Annotated in this window: 16 protein-coding genes and 1 tRNA gene; 13 read left to right on the plus strand and 4 right to left on the minus strand. The window is 61.8% G+C overall.

What is annotated here, in order from left to right:
• Positions 1-227: 227 nt before the first annotated feature.
• From DCC25_RS07815 to DCC25_RS11935, 11 genes are all read left to right on the plus strand, one after another.
• Entirely contained in the window at positions 228-869 is a 642-nt protein-coding gene (locus DCC25_RS07815) for an ABC transporter permease (RefSeq protein ID WP_110099074.1), read from the plus strand.
• Positions 866-2,089 (plus strand): ATP-binding cassette domain-containing protein, encoded by a 1,224-nt coding sequence (locus DCC25_RS07820; RefSeq protein ID WP_110101250.1) that lies wholly within the window; start codon positions 866-868, stop codon positions 2,087-2,089. The genes DCC25_RS07815 and DCC25_RS07820 overlap by 4 nt, the downstream gene beginning before the upstream one ends.
• A gap of 2 nt (positions 2,090-2,091) precedes the next feature.
• Positions 2,092-2,838, plus strand: coding sequence for an ABC transporter permease (locus tag DCC25_RS07825; RefSeq protein ID WP_110101251.1), 747 nt, complete (start codon positions 2,092-2,094; stop codon positions 2,836-2,838).
• Positions 2,835-3,845: a glycine betaine ABC transporter substrate-binding protein gene (locus DCC25_RS07830; protein ID WP_233487975.1), complete on the plus strand. Its 1,011-nt coding sequence runs from the start codon at positions 2,835-2,837 to the stop codon at positions 3,843-3,845. The genes DCC25_RS07825 and DCC25_RS07830 overlap by 4 nt, the downstream gene beginning before the upstream one ends.
• A gap of 136 nt (positions 3,846-3,981) precedes the next feature.
• A complete protein-coding gene (locus DCC25_RS07835; protein WP_110101252.1) occupies positions 3,982-5,190 on the plus strand; it encodes an acetyl-CoA C-acetyltransferase in 1,209 nt (402 codons plus the stop codon).
• Between the two features lie 11 nt (positions 5,191-5,201).
• Entirely contained in the window at positions 5,202-7,370 is a 2,169-nt protein-coding gene (locus DCC25_RS07840; RefSeq protein ID WP_110101253.1) for a 3-hydroxyacyl-CoA dehydrogenase NAD-binding domain-containing protein, read from the plus strand.
• A gap of 159 nt (positions 7,371-7,529) precedes the next feature.
• A complete protein-coding gene (gene purS / locus DCC25_RS07845) occupies positions 7,530-7,799 on the plus strand; it encodes a phosphoribosylformylglycinamidine synthase subunit PurS (RefSeq protein ID WP_110101254.1) in 270 nt (89 codons plus the stop codon).
• Positions 7,796-8,515: a phosphoribosylformylglycinamidine synthase subunit PurQ gene (purQ, locus tag DCC25_RS07850; protein ID WP_110101255.1), complete on the plus strand. Its 720-nt coding sequence runs from the start codon at positions 7,796-7,798 to the stop codon at positions 8,513-8,515. Before purS ends, purQ begins: the two co-directional genes overlap by 4 nt.
• Positions 8,516-8,523: 8 nt before the next feature.
• Positions 8,524-10,803, plus strand: coding sequence for a phosphoribosylformylglycinamidine synthase subunit PurL (gene purL, locus DCC25_RS07855; RefSeq protein WP_110101256.1), 2,280 nt, complete (start codon positions 8,524-8,526; stop codon positions 10,801-10,803).
• Entirely contained in the window at positions 10,803-12,107 is a 1,305-nt protein-coding gene (locus DCC25_RS07860) for a phytoene desaturase family protein (RefSeq protein ID WP_370443918.1), read from the plus strand. Before purL ends, DCC25_RS07860 begins: the two co-directional genes overlap by 1 nt.
• A 3-nt stretch (positions 12,108-12,110) precedes the next feature.
• Positions 12,111-12,260 carry a hypothetical protein gene (locus DCC25_RS11935; protein WP_370443919.1) on the plus strand — a complete coding sequence of 50 codons (150 nt, stop codon included), beginning with the start codon at positions 12,111-12,113 and terminating at the stop codon, positions 12,258-12,260.
• Here the strand turns inward: DCC25_RS11935 and DCC25_RS07865 are convergent.
• The gene (locus tag DCC25_RS07865) at positions 12,257-12,922 is read right to left on the minus strand and encodes a metal-dependent transcriptional regulator (protein ID WP_110101257.1); all 666 of its coding nucleotides are present in this window, start codon (positions 12,920-12,922) and stop codon (positions 12,257-12,259) included. The two genes, DCC25_RS11935 and DCC25_RS07865, sit on opposite strands and share 4 nt — an antisense overlap.
• A 36-nt stretch (positions 12,923-12,958) precedes the next feature.
• Entirely contained in the window at positions 12,959-14,587 is a 1,629-nt protein-coding gene (locus tag DCC25_RS07870) for a glycoside hydrolase family 13 protein (RefSeq protein WP_110101258.1), read from the minus strand.
• A 120-nt stretch (positions 14,588-14,707) separates the two neighbouring features.
• Here DCC25_RS07870 and DCC25_RS07875 point away from each other — a divergent pair.
• Positions 14,708-14,781: transfer RNA gene (locus DCC25_RS07875), tRNA-Pro, on the plus strand.
• Between the two features lie 188 nt (positions 14,782-14,969).
• Here DCC25_RS07875 and DCC25_RS07880 read toward each other — a convergent pair.
• The gene (locus DCC25_RS07880; protein ID WP_110101259.1) at positions 14,970-15,821 is read right to left on the minus strand and encodes a site-specific integrase; all 852 of its coding nucleotides are present in this window, start codon (positions 15,819-15,821) and stop codon (positions 14,970-14,972) included.
• Positions 15,822-15,852: 31 nt separating this feature from the next.
• Positions 15,853-16,182, minus strand: coding sequence for an Lsr2 family protein (locus DCC25_RS07885; protein ID WP_110101340.1), 330 nt, complete (start codon positions 16,180-16,182; stop codon positions 15,853-15,855).
• 369 nt (positions 16,183-16,551) lie between these two features.
• Here DCC25_RS07885 and DCC25_RS07890 point away from each other — a divergent pair, with 369 nt between their 5' ends.
• On the plus strand, positions 16,552-17,178 hold the full coding sequence (locus DCC25_RS07890) for a TetR/AcrR family transcriptional regulator (RefSeq protein WP_110101260.1): 627 nt from the start codon (positions 16,552-16,554) through the stop codon (positions 17,176-17,178).
• Positions 17,179-17,222: the final 44 nt, after the last annotated feature.

Consider the following 17,222-nt stretch of genomic DNA (forward strand, 5'->3'; position numbering starts at 1 on the left):
CTTGGTGACTTCAATCCGAGCACTCATCGAGACAATGTCCTTATCCATGCGTTCACACTATGGCTTCGCGCTCACGATACGTGAGGCACGACCTGAGCTACGCGCTCAATATGAATAAGGTACGTCGGGGGGTTGAATAAGAAAATATCACTCCGTTAAACTCGCCCTGCGACGACCTGAGGGTGACGCATGACGTCTCATGGATTCCTTGGAAGGCGGTCCTGAATGTGCTTGAGTTTCTAACTTCGCGGTGGGGAGATATTCTTTTTCGCTCCTACCAACACGCCAGCTTAGTGGTTCAAGCGCTGATCTTAGCCACGATTATTGCTTTAGTGATCGCAATGTTGGTGTCGTCACGGCCGTGGGGTGCTTCGGTTGCGAACGCTCTGAGCTCTATCGGGTTGACCGTGCCCTCACTGGCCTTGCTTGGGCTGGTGATTCCCATCGTGGGTATCGGTACTTTACCGTCGGTGGTCTTGGTGACCTTTTACGCGATCCTGCCGATCATGCGAAATGCCATTGTCGGCTTGCAAGCCATAGATCCGCTGGTTGTCGAGTCCGCCCGTGGTCAAGGGATGGGGCCTGCGGCGGTGTTGTTTCGAGTGCGGTTGCCACTGGCCTGGCCGATCATTATGACCGGCGTGCGAGTCTCTGCTCAGATGTCCATGGGTGTAGCCGCCATCGCGGCCTATGCCCTAGGACCTGGACTGGGTGGATACATTTTCTCGGGCCTCAGTCAAATTGGAGGGGCAAACGCGGTGTACTACGCCTTGGTCGGCACTTTTGGCATCGTGATCGTGGCGCTCATTCTTGACCTCTTACTCATGGGTCTGACCCGGCTCACCACTTCGAAGGGACAAAAAGCATGACAGAGTCACAGCGTCATCACGAATCCAACCGCGGCGTTGAGATCGAACTTCGCAAGGTTTCCAAACGGTACCCCGGGCAGAAAAATCCTGCCGTCCAGGAGATGGACCTCGTCATTCCTGCCGGTGAGATGGTGATGTTTGTTGGGCCATCGGGATGTGGGAAAACCACCACGTTGAAGATGATCAATCGACTGATCGAACCAAGCGCTGGCACGATTCTGATTGACGGGGACGATGTGACCAACCACAATCCCACGAGGTTGCGTCGCAATATCGGCTACGTGATTCAGGGCGGTGGGATGTTGCCGCACCTGACTGTGGGCGCCAATATTGGCCTCGTCCCGGGGCTACTCAAGTGGGATAAGAAGCGGATCCGCGCCCGAGTAGATGAGCTTCTGGACATGGTGGGGCTTGACCCGCAGATTTACCGTGACCGCTATCCGAGGGAACTCTCCGGCGGACAGCAACAGCGTGTGGGTGTGGCGCGTGGACTGGCTGCTGATCCCCCGATCGTGCTGATGGATGAGCCGTTCGGCGCGGTTGACCCGGTGACGCGCTCGCGGTTGCAGGATGAACTTATGCGGATTCAGTCTGAACTGCAGAAGACTATCGTGTGCGTGACTCACGATATAGATGAAGCGATCAAACTGGGTGACCGGATGGTGATTTTCCAACCAGGAGCCACGATCGCGCAGTACGACACGCCAGAAAAGGTTCTCGCCGCACCGGCCAGCGATTTTGTCGACGATTTCATCGGTGCTGGATCCACTTTAAAACAGCTCAGCTTACGGCGGGTTGACGAACTTGGGTTGTCGCATCCACCCACAGCCCGGATTGGCGAGTCTGTGGATGAGGTAGTGCAACGGGCCACAGTAGAGGGAGCGAGTGCTGTTGTGATCCTTAATGAGCGTGACGAGCCCCGTGACTGGGTCAGCCTGCGCACGCTCCAACGACAGGCTACGGTGCCAGATCCCAAGGCGGATTTGCAGACCGTCATCGACCACCGGTCAACTCTCAATGACGCGCTCGACGCAATGCTCACCTCCTCCCACGGTGGTGCCATGGTGGTCAAGCGTGGCACCTACCAGGGTGTGTTGCTTTATGAGACGGTGACGGATTATGTCCGCGCCCTGAATGAACAGGTTGCGCAGCCGGTACACGACGAGCAACAGCCCGGTTCATCCGACAATCTGACTGACGATGTGCGGGGAGTGAACTGATCATGTGGCGAAGGCTTTCTCGCGAAGACAAAATCTTGCTGGCGGGTATCCCGGTGCTCGTGATCATCTTGCTGGGGGGCTGGCTGGTCTGGCAAGCGGCCGCAACTTTGGACGATATTGAAGCCCGTACCTTGGACCTCTCCAACGTGGCGGTCATGGCGGGCGAGCACGTTGTACTGGTCTTGGTCTGCACCATTGTTGTAGTACTCACCGCGATTCCCGTCGGAATTCTCCTCACGCGCGGTAGCTTACGCCGGCTGGCAACTCCGGTGACCTTCATTGCCAATATGGGACAGGCAGCACCGGTGATCGGTGTGATCGTGCTACTGGCTATGTGGTGGGGATTCGGGGCGACAACTGCTGTTGTATCGCTGTGGATCTACGCTTTCTTGCCCGTGCTGGCCAATACGATTGCAGCCTTGCGCTCCGTTGACCCCGAACTTATTGAGGTTGCCAGGGGGATTTCGATGTCTCCGTGGCAAGTTCTCTTCAGAGTCGAGCTACCGATGGCACTACCAGTGATCATGGTGGGGGTGCGCACAGCACTCGTGCTATTGGTGGGTGCTGGGGCCTTCGCGACTTTTATTGACGCTGGTGGCCTCGGGACACTCATCACCACCGGAATCAGCCTGTACCGGTTTCCCATTCTGATTTCGGGTGCCCTGTTGATTGGTACTCTAGCCCTGCTGATCGAATGGGTGGGAAGACTGTGCGAAGCGATCTTGGCTCCGAAGGGGGTGACTGCGTGAAACGGTCAATGTCGTTGAAGATGTTGCTTCGGGTCGCTAAACGTCGAGCTGTTATCGGCGTGAGTAGTCTCGGGCTCATCGGAAGCCTGGTCCTGTCCGGTTGTGGTTTGGGTACTGCCGGCGGTTACACTCCCTCGGGGACGCTGACCGGTGAGGTCGCCGACATTAGCCTTGACGGTGCCAGTATTTCCGTTGGTTCCAAGAACTTCACCGAGCAAATCCTTCTGGGCAAGATCGCTGTGGTGCTACTGCAGTCAGCGGGGGCTGACGTTCAGGACCTGACGAATATTCCCGGCTCGACCTCGGTTCGCCAGGCCCAGTTGACAGGTGATGTTGACCTCACCTTGGAATATACAGGGACAGCCTGGATCACATATATGGGGCACACTGATCCGATACCCGATTCCCAGGAACAATACGAAGCTGTGCGGGACGCGGACAAGTCCAACGGGCTAACGTGGTACGAGCCCGCTGACATGAACAACACGTATACAATGGCTGTGCGCAGGGAGACGGCTGAAGAATACGGGGTCTCATCCCTGGACGATATGACGAAGCTCCCCGAGGCAGAACAAACATTTTGTGTGGATGCCGAGTTCCAGGCTCGCAATGATGGGTTTATCCCGATGCTGGAGGAATACGGGATGGATGAACCTCCTTCTGAACAGGTGTCGATTATCGACACCGGAGCGATCTATGCGGCCCTTGCTAACGGAACCTGTACCTTCGGTGAGGTATTTTTCACCGACGGTCGTATTAAGGCGTTGGACCTGGTAGCGCTGGAAGACCCGCGGGGATTTTTCCCCAAATACAACATGGCACCGGTCGTTGACAGTGAGCTCGCCGAGCAATATCCCCAGCTTGAAGACCTCTTTGCGCCGGTCGTCGCTGACCTAGACAATGACCGGATGCAGGAACTTAATGCCCGCGTGGACGTGGACGGAGAAGATTACGGTGACGTGGCCTATGAATACCTTAAAGATTTGGGAGTAGTCACCGACAGCTAGGGAGCGGACGGCATGACAACGTCCGCTAAAACGTTGTCTCGGGCTCAGCTACCTGTAACTCGAGTTGCAGGTATGAGACGCTATCCTCAATACTGTTGGTTGAGTCCTAGCTCACAGAAAAGGAAAAGGAAGGTCCATGCCCGAGGCATATATCTATGATGCCGTGCGAACTCCGCGCGGGAAGAATAAGAACGGGTCGTTGCACTCGGTGAAACCCATCGACCTGGTGGTGGGCTTGATCGAGGCTATCCAAGAACGCAACCCCTCGTTAGATCCACAACTCATTGACGACATTGTCCTGGGCGTGGTCTCCCCGGTTGGAGACCAGGGTGGAGATATCGCTCGCGCCGCTGCCCTGGCTTCGTCCCTACCTGACACGGCGGCTGGTGTGCAGGTCAACCGGTTCTGCGCCTCCGGCCTCGAAGCTGTGAACCTGGCCGCCCAGAAGATCGGCTCCGGCTTCGAAGATCTCGTGCTGGCCGGCGGCGTGGAATCCATGTCGCGGGTGCCACTGGGTGCTGACGGTGGCCCGTACTCTCAGGACCCCGCCACCGCCTATGACTCCTACTTCGTGCCCCAGGGTATCTCCGCAGACTTGATTGCCACGGTGGAAGGTTTCAGCCGCGAAGACGTCGACACCTACGCCGCTCGTTCCCAGCAGCGGGCTGAGACCGCGTGGCAAGAAGGTCGCTTCGACCGCTCGATCGTGCCGGTGAAAGACATCAACGGTCATGTGCTGCTCGACCACGATGAACACCGCCGTCCCGGCTCCACCGTGGAATCCCTGGGCGAACTGCCCGCCAGTTTCGCCAAGATCGGTGCCCAGGCTGGTTTCGATGACGTTGCCTTGCAGAAATACCACTGGTTGGAGCGGATCAACCACGTCCACGGTCCCGGTAACTCTTCCGGCATCGTTGACGGCTCCGCCCTGGTGTTGCTCGGTTCTGCCGAGATCGGTGAGAAGCTGGGCCTGACCCCGCGCGCCAAGATTATTCAGACGGCGGTCACCGGGTCGGAACCGACCATCATGCTCACCGGCCCGACCCCGGCCACTGAGAAAGCACTGGCCAAGGCGGGTCTGAGCGTGGACGATATTGACCTGTTCGAACTCAATGAGGCCTTCGCCGCTGTGGTGATGAAGTGGCAGAAGGAGCTGGGCGTTCCGGATGAAAAGGTCAACGTCAACGGTGGTGCCATCGCCATGGGCCATCCATTGGGTGCGACCGGCGCGATGATTTTGGGTACGTTGCTCGATGAGCTCGAGCGCACCGACCAGCAGCGCGGTCTGGCCACCCTGTGCATCGGTGGCGGCATGGGTATTGCGACCATTATCGAGCGAGTCTAAGGGGAACAGTCATGACGACAGAGAACTACACCGGATACCAGTGGGACCAAGACGCCGATGGCATCGTGACCATCACCATGGACGACCCCAATGCCTCGGTCAACACCATGAACGACCACTTCGTGCAGGCCTTCTCAGCCACCGTGGACCGGCTGGAAGCCGAAGAGATCACCGGCGTGGTGATCACCTCGGCGAAAAAGACCTGGTTCGCCGGAGGTAACCTCGAGCAACTGCGCGAGATGACCCCCGAGAACACCGACGCCCAGGTGGCAGAACTCAGCCACATCAAGTCGCTACTGCGTCGTCTGGAGCAACTGGGTAAACCCGTGGTGGCCGCCATGCACGGTGCCGCCCTGGGCGGTGGCCTCGAAATCGCCCTGGCCTCGCACTACCGACTGGCCGCCTCCGATAATCCCAAGGCACGCTACGGTGTGCCCGAAGTGACCCTGGGACTGCTTCCCGGCGGTGGCGGTGTGACTCGCCTGGTGCGCATGCTCGGTATCCAGGACGCCCTGCAGAAAGTGGTGATTCCCGGTACCCAGTTCAAGGCCGAGGACGCCCACGCGCTGGGGCTCATCGATGAGCTGGTGCCCGCCGAGCAGCTCCGCGAGGCTGCGGTGGCCTGGATCAAGAACAACCCCGAACCGGTCCAGCCGTGGGACCAAGAGGGCTTCAAAATCCCCGGCGGGGACCCGAAGAGCCCCAAGGTCGCCAGCCAGCTGCCGGCCCTACCGGCACTCTTGCGTCGCCAGCTGAAGGGCGCGAACTTCCCGGCACCGCGTGCTGCCATGGCTGCTGCGGTAGAGGGCGCCTCGGTGGATATCGACACCGCACTGGCGATTGAGACCCGGTACTTCATTCACCTGACCCACTCTCAGGTGGCCAAGAACATGATCCAGGCCTTCTTCTTCGACATGCAGCACATCAAGTCCGGTGGCTCCCGTCCCGACGGCATTGCCCCGCGGGAGATCAAAAAGCTCGGCGTACTCGGAGCCGGTTTGATGGGCGCAGGCATCGCCTACGTGTCCGCCAAGGCTGGACTGGACGTGGTGCTCAAGGACGTTTCGCTGGAGGCGGCTGAAAAGGGTAAGGACTACGCCCGCAAGCTTGAGGCCAAGGCTCTACAGCGGGGCAAGACCACCGAAGAAAAGTCCCAGGCTCTGCTGGACCGCATCACCCCGACCGGGGAGGCCTCCGATTTTGAGGGCGTGGACTTCGTCATCGAGGCGGTCTTCGAATCCGTGGAGCTCAAACACCAGGTGTTCCAGGAGATCCAGGACATTGTCACCCCGGACGCACTGCTGGGCTCCAACACCTCCAGCTTGCCGATCACTTCGCTGGCTGCTGGCGTGGACCGTCAGGAAGACTTCATCGGCATTCACTTCTTCTCCCCGGTCGACAAGATGCCACTGGTGGAGATCATTTGCGGCGAGAAGACCTCCGATGAGGCACTGGCACGCGCCTTCGACTACGTGGCCGCGATCCGCAAGACCCCGATCGTGGTCACCGACTCGCGCGGTTTCTTCACTTCCCGGGTGATCGATAAATACATGCGCGAAGCCCTGGCGGCTGTGGGTGAAGGTGTGGAGCCGGCCACCGTCGAGCACGCCGCGATGCAGGCCGGTTACCCCTCCGGCCCGCTGTCGCTGCTGGACGACCTGACGCTGACCCTGCCGCTGAAGATCCGTTCTGAGGCCGAAGAAGCAGACCGTGCTGCCGGCATCGAGACCCCACACCACCCTTCCCAGGACGTACTGCGCTGGATGGTGGAAGAAGCCGATCGTCCTTCCCGCAAGTCCGGTCGCGGGTTCTACGACTACGACGAGAACGGCAAGCGTCAGCTGTTGTGGCCGGGGCTACGGGAGCACTTCAAGTCCGGGACCTCGGTGCCGGAGCTGATCGACCTGCAGGAACGCATGCTCTTCGCTGAGGCACTGGACACCATTGCCTGCCTGGAAGAAGGCGTGCTGACCTCGGTACCCGATGCTAATATCGGCTCGATCCTCGGTATTGGGTTCCCGGCCTGGACCGGTGGCGTGTTGCAGTACGTCAACCAGTACGCCGGCGGCCTGCAGGGCTTCGTGGCTCGCGCTCGGGAGCTCGCCGAGAAGTACGGTGACCACTTCCTGCCCTCCGAAGGGCTGATCGCGAAGGCCAAGGCCGGCGAGAAGTACGAGTAAAAACTCCATATACTCATCGCACCCGTCAGCGCTTCTTTGAGGTGTGCTGGCGGGTGCGGTGTGTTAACCCCGCAATGAAAACCCCCGGAATAGGCAAAGCGTGGCTGAAGCGCCTAAGATTTTGACGTACACGATTTCGTCAGAAGGTGGAGACTGCAGATGCCTCGTATCGTCGTTGACGTGATGCTCAAACCCGAAATTCTTGATCCGCAGGGTAAAGCCATTGCCCACCAGCTCCCCGGAATCGGGATCTCCGATTTCTCCGCAGTCCGTCAGGGCAAGCGTTTCGAACTGTTCGTCGACGGTGAGGTCACCGAGGCCCACCTGCAGGCAGCACGTCGGGCCGGTGAAGAACTGCTCTCCAACCCGGTGATCGAAGACGTGGTGAATGTGTCTGTGGCTGACGACGATGCGGTGGAGCAGGCATGAGCCCACGTATTGGCATTATCACCTTTCCTGGAACACTCGATGACCGCGATGCTACCCGAGCGGTGCGGTTGGCCGGCGCCGAGCCGGTGCAGCTGTGGTACAAGGACACCGACCTGGCCGGTAGCGACGCGGTGGTGATCCCCGGCGGATTCTCCTACGGCGACTATCTGCGCGCCGGGGCGATGGCCGCCAAAGCCCCGATGATGACCCAGGTGGTGGCCGCAGCTGAGACCGGCCTGCCGGTGCTGGGCATTTGCAACGGGTTTCAGATCCTCACCGAGGCCGGATTATTGCCGGGCTCGATGATCAAAAACGATCACCTGAAGTTCATCCGCACCGATCAACGTTTGCGCATTGACAACGCTACCACCGCCTGGACGTCCTCGTTTCGTCAGGGCGAGGAGATTGTGGTGCCCTTGAAGAACCAGGACGGCCAATACGTTGCCGATGAGCAGACGCTGGCGATGCTGGAGGAGTCCAACCGGGTGGTCTTCCGCTACCGTGGCCACAACCCGAACGGCTCCCGCAATGACATTGCCGGTATCACCAATGAGGCAGGCACTGTGGTGGGGCTGATGCCCCACCCCGAACACGCGGTGGAAGCCGGTTTCGGCCCCTCACTGGCCTCCGGAACCGCCACACCTGCCACCATGCGCCAGGGAACCGATGGGCTGGGCGTGTTCCAGTCCGTGCTGACCTCACTTGCGAGAGCCTAAGGATTACGATGTTCAACCTCGACACCGTCGACCACGCGACTGCCACCCCCGATGAAGAACTTCCCTGGGCCGAACTGGGATTGAAGGACAACGAGTTCGCCGAGATCAAAAAGGTCTTGGGGCGCCGGCCCACCCACGCCGAGCTGGCGATGTACTCGGTGATGTGGTCCGAGCACTGCTCCTATAAGTCCTCCAAGGTCCACCTGCGCCAATTCGGTGAGAAGGTCACCGACGAGATGCGTCAGGACCTGATGGTGGGCATCGGTGAGAACGCCGGGGTCACCGACATCGGTGACGGCTGGGCGGTGACCTTCAAGATCGAGTCCCATAACTCCCCGTCCTTCGTCGAGCCCTACCAGGGTGCAGCCACCGGCGTGGGTGGGATCGTGCGCGACATTATCTCGATGGGTGCCCGCCCGGTGGCGGTCATGGACGCGCTACGTTTCGGTCCGATCGACTACCCCGACACCCAACGGGTACTCCCCGGCGTAGTGGCCGGAATCGGCGGATACGGTAACTCGCTGGGGCTACCCAATATCGGCGGAGAAACCGAATTTGACGAGTGCTATCGCGGTAACCCGTTGGTCAACGCGCTGGCGGTCGGCGTACTGCGCCACGAGGATCTGCGCACCGCCAACGCCTCGGGGGCGGGCAATCAGGTCGTACTCTTCGGTGCCCGCACCGGCGGTGACGGCATCGGTGGCGCCAGCGTGCTGGCCTCAGAATCCTTCGACGACACCAAACCCTCCAAACGCCCGGCGGTGCAAGTCGGTGACCCGTTCGCCGAAAAGGTCCTGATCGAGGCCTGCCTGGAGCTATTCCACTCCGGACTGGTGGAAGGTATCCAAGACCTGGGTGCTGCCGGCATTTCATGTGCCACCTCGGAGTTGGCCTCCAACGGTGAGGGCGGGATGCACGTGGACCTCACCCAGGTGCTGTTGCGTGACCCGAGCCTGACCCCCAGCGAGATTCTGATGTCAGAATCCCAGGAACGGATGATGGCCGTCGTCACCCCCGAGAAACTGGCCGACTTTGAAGCCGTGATGGATAAGTGGGAGGTCGAGTACTCGGTGTTGGGCGAGGTGACCGACACCAACCGGCTGATCATTGAGTGGGACGGCGAGGTGATCGTCGACGTGGACCCGCGCACCGTGGCTCATGACGGGCCCGAATACCACCGCCCCTACCACCGTCCGGACAGTCAGGACGCGTTGGCCACCGACCACTTCCAGGCCCTCGATTTCCAGGCCCCCGAGGCCGATCTGCGCCAGACCATCTTGGACTTGCTCTCCACCCCGAATCTGGCCGATACCTCCTGGATCACCGCCCAGTACGACTCCTACGTGCAGGGCAACACCGCCATGGCCGAACCGGATGACGCCGGGGTGATCCGCGTGGACGAAACCACCGGGCTCGGCATTGCCGTGGCCACCGACTGCAACTCGCGGTTCACCACCCTGGATCCCTACACCGGCGCTCAGGCCAGCCTGGCCGAGGCCTATCGCAATGTGGCCACCTCCGGGGCCCGCCCGGTGGCGGTCTCCGACTGCCTGAACTTCGGCTCCCCGGAAGATCCAGCGGTGATGTGGCAATTCGCCGAAGCCGTGCGCGGGTTGGCCGATGGGTGCCTGGAACTGGGCATCCCGGTTACCGGTGGCAACGTCTCGCTATACAACTCCACCGGCGCCCAGGCCATCCACCCCACCCCGGTGGTCGCCGTGCTGGGCGTACACCAGAACGTGGAGAACCGGGTACCTTCTGGCTGGCAGTCCGCCCACGCCGGTCACGTGATCTACCTGCTGGGCACCACCGCCGATGAGCTCGACGGCTCCGAACTGGCGCGGATGCACGGGCACCTCGGCGGCGTACCGCCCCAGGTCGACCTGGCTGCCGAAAAGGCACTGGCGCAACTGTTGCAGACCGCCGCACAACGCCAGCTGATCTCCGCGGCCCACGATCTCTCCGGTGGGGGACTAGCTGCCGGGCTGGCCGAAGCCTGCCTGCGGTTCCAGGTCGGCGCGGAGTGCGAGCTGAACCACGTGGCCGACCGCGATGGGATTGACCTGCCGACCCTGTTGTTCTCCGAATCTCAGGGTCGGGCCATCGTCTCGGTGCCTCCGGTGCAGGTGACCGCCCTGGAGCAACTGGCCGAAGCGCACCACGTGCCACTGGCGCAGATCGGGGCGGTGACCGCCTCCACCAGCCTGCACATCAACGGGCTTGAGCCACTGATGTTCAGTGAGATCAACCGGACCCGTGCGAACCTGATCAGCGAGTACTTCGGATAGTGCCCACCAGCTCACCATCCCGTACGGCAGCCATCGTCGGCGCCGGCCCCAACGGGCTCACCGCCGCCGCCCTGCTAGCGAAGGCCGGCTGGCAGGTCGACGTCTACGAACGCAATGCCCGCATCGGCGGAGCCAGCTCCTCAGCGGAGATCTTCGGGCCCGGCACCGTGGTCGACCTGGGGGCTGCCGCCCACCCCTTCGGGGTGGCCAGCCCGGTCTTCGCCCGACTGCGACTGACCGATCATGGGCTACGCTGGCGACACGGCCGCTACCCCATGGCCCACCCGTTGGACGACGGCTCGGCCGTGGTCTTACATCACAGCCTAGAAGACACCGCCGCCGAACTCGGTGGCGACGGCACCGCCTGGCGGATGATTCACCGGTCCCTGGTCGACAATATTGACAAGGACCTGGAAAACGTCATGGGTCCGTTGCTGCGGTTCCCTGCCCACCCGGTACGCATGGCCCAATTCGGGCTGTTCGGATCCCCACCCTCGACGTGGTTCACTCGCACCGCCTTCCGCGACCAGCCCGCCCGGGCGCTATTTATCGGCTCGGCCGCCCACGCCATCACCCCGCTGGGTCACCCGTTTACCTCCGCCTATGGCGCGATCTTCGGCGCTCTGGGCATGACCCGTGGCTGGCCGGTGGCCGAGGGGGGCTCCCAGGCCATTTCCGACGCCCTGGGATCGGTGATTACCAGCCACGGCGGACGGATTCACACCGATACGGAGATCACCTCGCTACACGAGTTGGATGCCGAGAAAATCCTGCTGAATATGACCCCGGCCCAGGTGATGACCCTCGCCGGACGCGAGACCGCCGCCGGGTTGAGCGATACCACCCTGGGCCGGCTGTCTCGCTGGCGCTACGGACCCGGCGTGTATAAGGTCGACTATCTGCTCGACGGGCCGGTGCCCTGGAGCGATGACCGCGTCGGTCAGGCCGTGACCGTTCACGTGGGCGGTCAAGCCGCTGAGATCCGGTTGGCCGAAGCCCAGATCACCGCCGGACGCATGCCCGAACGGCCCTTTGTGATGGTGTGTCAGCAACAAGTCGCTGACCCCAGCCGGACCACCGATTCGCGCACGATCCTGTGGACCTACGCGCACGTGCCGGCCAATTATCACGAGCCCCGTCGCGGACTGGTAGCCGAGCGGATCGAGGCCCAAATTTCCCGGTTCGCCCCGGACTTCCGCGACCGAATCCTGGACCGCCACCTGGTCTCCCCACAAGATCTGCAGGACTGGAACCCGAACCTCATCGGTGGCGATATTGCCGGTGGGGCGATGACCCGCAGTTAGGCGGTGCTACGTCCCGGTCTCACCCGCGAACCCTACCGGCTCACCGACCGGCTCTTTATGGGCTCGGCAGCCACCCCGCCCGGGGCCGGGGTGCACGGTATGTCCGGGTACTGGGCCGCCCAGGCGATGGGGGCGGAACCCCGGGAAGCTTAGCTGAGGAACACCCCTCGGGCATAGCCCTCGGGCACAAACACCTCAGCCTCGCCGTGGATCAAGACATACCCGTCCGGAACCTGTTCCACAGTGACGTCGGTACCCAGCGTGATGCCCTGGGCCAGGCAATCGGCCAAGAACTCCTGATCAATCTGGGCGATTTCCCCGATCCGCGACAGGATGCCGTGGTCCCGGTCCACAATGCTGTCATCGGCGGGCTGGTCCACCGAATGCACCTGGGAACCATTGAGTTGCGGGACTTTATTGCCGAAAGGATCCACCTCCGGGTGCTCCAAGAGCCCGTCCATCAACTCCACGGCCTCATCACTGGCCACGTGCTCCCATCGGCACGCTTCGGCGTGAATTTTCGACCAGTCGAGCTTGACCACCTGATGCAAAAACTGCTCGATCACTCGGTGTTTGCGCATCACCGATAAGGCCTGCTGTTCGCCTTCTGCGGTAAAGTGCAACACCCGGTCGTTGCCCAACACCAGCAACCCGGCCTTCGACATCCGATTTACCGTCTCCGAGACGGTCGGGGAGGACTGCTCGAAGCGTTCGGCTAACCGGGCGCGCAGGGCCGGCAGGCGGGCCTCGTGCAATTCGGTAATGGCCTTCAGATACATTTCCTGTGTATCGACCAGGTCGTGGTGATCGGACATCGTGGCATTCACTCCTTGACTGAGGTTAACCTAACACTACCGTATGAGCCACGCGGTGGAATCGGGCTCCACCATGCTCTCGGCGTAACCGGGGCCGATCAGTAGTTCCCCGGGGGCGACCGTCACCGGCCGATCCGACAGATTGGCAATAACCTCGACGCGCTGAGTCCCCGTATGGTCTTCAGTGGTGACGGTAAAGGCCAGCACCCCGCGGTGCGGATCGTGGTGGGCGGACCAGGCGAACTGACCGGAACCCAACCGGTATTCAGCCCGCAGGCGCAACAACTGCCGGTAGGTTTCCAAAAATGATCCGGGCACCCCGTCTTGTTGATCCACGGCCAAGCGGTGATAGGACTCCGGGGCCGGAAGCCACCCGTCGGGCTGACCGGCCCGCCACGGCATGGGCACCCGGGCCCCGTCGCGACCGTACTCGGCACCCCGGGTGCGCCGGTAGGTCGGATCTTGACGTGCCTCGTTCGGCAGGGTGGTGTGTTCGGGCAGGCCCAGCTCATCGCCCTGATAGATATAGGCCGAGCCCGGCAGTGCCAGCTCGATCATCGCCGCCGCCAACGCGCGTCGGCGTCCCAGGGCTTCATCCGGCTGGATGTCTTCGGCGGTGATGCTGTCCGGATAGCTGGTGGGATCCGGCAGTCCGAAGCGGGAGGCGTGCCGGACCGTATCGTGATTCGACAGCACCCAGGTCACCGGCGCCCCCACCGCGTGCGCCTCGGCGAACGAGATGTCAATAGCCTCGTGGAGCGCCTGGGCATCGTAGCCGGCGGTGAGGAAGGTGAAGTTAAAGGCCTGCTGCATCTCGTCGGGGCGCACGTAGCGGAACAGCCGGAACAGCGGCGAGATCCAGGCCTCGGCAACCATCATCCGATCCTGGTATTCCTCCAGCACCCGGTGCCAGCTACGGTAAATCTCGTGCACGCCCTCCTGATCGTAGAAGGGGTGCACCGGGGTGAAGCTGTCCGAATCAGTGATATTGTGATCCAGTTCGGCATCGGTGATCATTCCCGGCCGGTGCGGATGATCGGGTAGTCCAGCCTGTTTGACCAGCCCGTGGGCCACATCAACTCGGAACCCATCGACCCCGCGGTCCAACCAGAACCGCAGAATATTCTCGAACTCTTCGCGCACCTCGGGGTGCTCCCAGTTCAAATCCGGTTGCGAGGTGTCAAACAGGTGCAGATAGTACGGGCCCGGGGTGCCATCCGGTTCGGTAATCTGGGTCCAGGCCTTTCCTCCGAAATGCGACAACCAGTTATTGGGCTGGTCGCGGAAAATATACCGATCCCGGGCGGCCGGGTCGCCTAAGGCCTGCTGGAACCAGGGGTGCTGATCCGAGGTATGGTTCGGCACCAAATCCACGATGATTTTCAGCCCGTGCTCGTGGGTGGCGGTAATCAGCCGGTCGGCATCGGCTAGAGTGCCAAACAGCGGGTCCACGTCCCGGTAATCGGCCACATCATAGCCGGCGTCCTGTTGCGGGGAGACGTAAAAGGGCGAGAGCCAGATGGCATCCACCCCGAGCTCGGCCAGATACGGGAGCTTGGCGATCACCCCCGGCAGATCACCCATCCCCGACCCCGTGGAATCGGCAAAGGAGCGGGGATAGATCTGGTAAATGACAGCATGGGACCACCAGGGAGTTTTGGACATAGTTCTAGCCTAATCGCACTCGGACAGGCAGTTCTGCTGACCTGCTCATCTGAACACATGCGCCACACTATGACTGGGGTTAAGGGCGTTTGCGGTTTCGACATAGCGAAAATTCAATAACGGGCTGTGGCGTAGCTTGGTAGCGCACATGACTGGGGGTCATGGGGTCGTAGGTTCAAATCCTGTCAGCCCGACGAGAAAGCCCAGGTGAGAACCATGTTTTCACCTGGGCTTCGTCGGTTTTTGTGGACGAGCGGGCGTCCCTCACTGCTCCCGGACGTCCACGGTCACCGTGAACGGTGCCAGCGGTGTGCGGGGCCGATATGACGAGCCGGGACCAAACCGGGACCAGACGGCTCGTGATGGTAGCGATTCGACCGCGTCACCGACCGGGGGCGGGTCGCCCGGGCTTGGGCTCGTGGCGTGTGGGCGTGTCTTGTTCGGCTGCCTGCGCGTCGAAGAACGCCGCTGCCAGGTCGGCTGCCTCCAGGAGCTTGCGGTGGTCCGGATGGAGATACCGGCGAGTCGTCTCGATCGACTTATGCCCGAGGATCTCCTGAAACACGTGCAGGGGGATGCCGGCATCGGCCATCCATGTCGCTCCCGTATGACGCAGGCCGTGTCGTGCCAGACCGGGCTGCCCGAGCCGGGTGACGAGGTCGTCCCAGTGAGTCGCGTCGCGCACCGTCGCAGTGGTGAGGACGCCGCCACGCGGCCCGACCAGGAATCGCTCGTCGGGGTCGCGGTCCTCCGTGAGGCGTTCGAGCACGGGCTTGAGCGGTGCGAGGATCGGGACGGGGCGAACGTCGCGGCCATTGGTCTGCTTGGTCACCAGCCCGCCCTTGCCGGGGTAGGTCTGCCGCCGAATTGTGACGATGCTCGTGTCCCACTCGACATCCCCGACCCCCAGGCCCGCGACCTCGCTGCCTCGGGCAGCAAGCAGCGGGGCGAGCATGACGAAGTCGGAATAGCACTGGTGCACCTCGGCGCAGGCGTCAGCGAGCGCCTCGAGCGTCTTCAGATCCCTGAGCGCGTAGGAGCGCGGTGAGACCTCTCCTTCGAGAACGTCCGCGGCCTTCTTGCCGAGGCTTCGCCGTGACCGATTGCGGGCAGGGGTGGCGGCGATGAGTTCGTCACGCACCGCTTCGTCGAGGATCCGCACGAGGGGCGCGATGCTCTGCTTGATGACCGAGGCGGAGTAGCGCTCCTCCCATACGTCGATGGTGCGATGCATGCTCGTCGCGGGACCGCTCGCGAAGCAGACATCAGTGGACCTGGTCGTAGGCGTCGAGGATCTCGTAGGGCACCCGCCCCTTGTCCGAAACCTGATGCCCCTGAGATCGCGCCCACGCCCGCACCGCGCCGAGATCACGCGAAGTGTTGCGTCGCGCCGGCTTCCGCGTCTGCGCGGATGCTTTCCGTGCCGCAGGCACGAACGGCCCCAGCGCTTCGCGGAACGCAGTCGCATTCTTCTCGGAGAGGTCGATCTCAAACACATGACCATCCAGACCAAAGACGATGGTTTCCCCCTCACCCTGCGGAAGCGAGGTGCCATCGATATCGTCAACGAGCTGGTGCACGATCTTCTTCGCCATGCCGCGAGTGTAGCCGCTCACAGCATGGCGAGCGTCAGCGGGAGTCATCTCCCGGCTACGAACGCCTCGTTCGTCGCCGGTGCCTCGGAGGTCCGGACGTGACTGTCGGGAGGCATACCGAACGGTCCCACTCGCCACGGTCCTGCCCCGAACTACTTAACGGAGTGATTCCCCATCCCACTCCCCGAAGGCCCCCAGCCCGCCACTACACAAGATCGTCGGGCACGCCCAGGTCAAACTCCCACCTACCTGCCGAGCCTAGACGCGAGGTGCGTGCTCCAGTTGCTCGGAGGCAGTAGCAAACCAAAACGGGTGCCCAACTTGTGACTCTGCTAGACTTGCTTCGAACCGCTAGAGAGGAGGCCGGTCATGAGCCGAGCAGGTCGGGACCAGCCGAAGCAACAGCGCGCCATCGAAACTCGAGAGGCTCTTCTTGAGGGGGCGGCCCGGGTGTTCACGAAGCTCAACTACGCTGAAGCTCGTCTGAAAGACATCGCCGCTGAATCGGGCATGAGCGAGGGCACCATCTACTTTCATTTCGGGAATAAGGCCGACATCGCCGCCGCTGTCATCCGTGCTCAACAGGATCGAATGACTGCGGTGCTCACCGATGTCCTTGGAGGCCCAGACGCTGGTATCGACAAGGTTCTTCTCCTCATTCAGCGGCTCGCCGTCCTCATTTCCGCTGACTCTGTGGTCCAGGGAGGGATCAGCCTCGCCGGCCAACTGGACCCTGGCGTCGTCAACGTGGCAAGCGAGCCGTTCTTCGAGTGGATCCGCATTACCAAAACCCTTATTCAGGATGGTATTGAAGACGGATCAATCACAGACGATATTGACGTCGACGAAGCTGCTGAGTTTGTCAATTCTCTTTTCGTGGGGGCGCAAACTCTATCGAAGATGGCTGACTCCTGGGCAAGCCTGCCGGTCCGCGCTGACAGGCTCGCTCCATACGTGCTCATCGCCCTTGCACCGCGCAAAGCGCACGTCAAGTGACTCCTACTCGCTCGCCGCATCCATTTGCGGCGCTGAAGTCATTC

It is taken from the genome of Auritidibacter sp. NML120636 (assembly GCF_003185945.1).
Taxonomy (GTDB): domain Bacteria; phylum Actinomycetota; class Actinomycetes; order Actinomycetales; family Micrococcaceae; genus Auritidibacter; species Auritidibacter ignavus.